The sequence below is a fragment of the Paenibacillus cookii genome (assembly GCF_018333375.1).
Taxonomy (GTDB): domain Bacteria; phylum Bacillota; class Bacilli; order Paenibacillales; family Paenibacillaceae; genus Paenibacillus_AQ; species Paenibacillus_AQ cookii.
In genome coordinates this window covers 1-1,892 of sequence record NZ_BORW01000078.1, presented here as the reverse complement: position 1 = coordinate 1,892, position 1,892 = coordinate 1, and the positions used below count along the sequence as shown (strand labels likewise).

General features: G+C 48.0%; 1 protein-coding gene. It reads right to left on the bottom strand.

Annotation, left to right across the window (positions count from 1 at the left end; all coding sequences use genetic code 11):
• Positions 1-1,755: IS1182 family transposase (locus KI367_RS26565; protein WP_212953292.1), on the bottom strand; the 1,755-nt coding region annotated here is incomplete at its 3' end.
• Positions 1,756-1,892 lie beyond the last annotated feature (137 nt).

The window sequence follows — 1,892 nt, the reverse complement described above, 5'->3', positions numbered from 1 at the left end:
AAAATAAAAAGTTGGTCGGAAAAACGTCATGTTTTCCGTCCAACTTTTTTTGTTCTGTCGCTTTTGCAGGAAAGTAGCGAGGCGGATGCCTGCCACCTTCAGTAGATTGTGGGCCAAAGCCACAATCCCAAACTCGGTGTGAACCTTCTCCAGCCCTCGCAAGGAGAACCGCCGGAACGACCGATTGCCCTTGATGTGACCGAATACGCTTTCTACCTCGACTTTACGCCGAGCATAGATCGCGGATTTCTCGTCATCCTCAAGGGCTTTTTTGGCCTTTGCTTTTAGTTCTTCCCAGATCGTATTCCAGTGTACCTGGCGGTTCCCCTTGGCCTTGGTGCAGCTTGCCTTGAATGGACAATCACTGCAATCTTCACATTCATATATCTTAAAGCTTTGTTCCAAGCCGGAAGCATTTTTTTTCGTTTGGTATTTCTTAAAGCGAACATACCGGCCATTCGGGCAAACAAATCGGTCATCGCGCTCTTCATACATCCAGTTCGAGGCATGCCGAATGTCCTTCTTGTAGCGACGCGTTTTCTCTTTCATATAACTGCCGTAAGGAATGAGAAAATCAAAACGGGACTCTTTTTCTTCGCCCATCGCATACAAATAGTTCTCTTCGCTACCATAGCCTGCATCAGCAATCACCGTTTGGGGCATCGGCAAAGAAGACGCGGCCAATCGCTTCATATGCGGGATGAAAGAGCGCGTATCGGTGGGGCGCTGGTGGATACTGTAAAATAACACGAACTGGTTTTCTGTCGCCATTTGCACATTGTAACCCGGTTTCAGCTGACCATTCTTCATGTGGTCTTCCTTCATACGCATAAACGTGGCGTCCGGATCTGTTTTGGAGTAGCTATTGCGATCGCCAAAGCACGCCTTCTGCTGCTCATACTTGGCGAGCCGAGGAAGAAAGTCCTCCCGAATTTGTTTCAGTGGCTTCTTCAAGGCACTGCGCTCTTTGCGTAAGGCTTTCCGTTCTTCGCTGTCGTTTGCCTGAGCGATTTGTTCGGTGAAATCCTCCACCTTTTCTTCCAGTATGGCGGCTGCTTTTTCGAGTCTTGCAGGGAGTTCGTCCGGTTCTGCCGCCGCGTATCCGCCAGCTTCTTGCTGCGTGAGCGTATGAATATGCGCAAGGGCCGCCTGCACCTTTTCCTTGAGCTTCTCTTCAAAGTGAAGGGTGGATTTTTTCCACACAAAAGAATACTTGTTAGCATCAGCTTCGATCTTCGTGCCGTCTAAAAAGTAGTTCTCCATCGTGATGTAATTGTCTGCGATAAGCTTTCGGATCATCGTTTCAAACAGCTCGTCCATAAATGCCTTCATGCGCACGCCACGGAAGTCGTTCAAGGTGCGGAAGTCGGGTTGCTGCATCGCTGCCAGCCACATAGCCGGGAGGTTTTCTTGCAGTAGCTTTTCAATCCCGCGACAAGAGTAGACCTTTTGCGAGTAACCGTAAAGGATGACTTTGAGCATCATTTTGGGATGGTAGGAACTGCGGCCTCCGCCTGTGTAATGAGCAAACAATTGCTCATCCGGGATGGCTTCAATCATTTCATCAATCACACGCGCCACATGGTGGGTAGGGATACGCATCTCCAGATCAAGAATCATCTGAGCCTGTCTGTTGTCATAGGGTTTGAAGGCAGGGGCAAGGCTTCGCTTGGAAACTGCTTTTTCTTCCAAATCCCCTAGAGGAAGTATCATTTGCATGGTATACTGTTCTGTAGTAGTCATTTGATTACGCATAAAAACCGTCCTTCTGTAAAATGGTTGTCTGGTAACTTTCATTTTACAAGATCAGACGGTTTTTTTGTGTTATTTTTTGCATTCAACGAAAATGGGCGGACCAGAAGTCAGTTTTCACTGACTTTCTGGACAGCCCC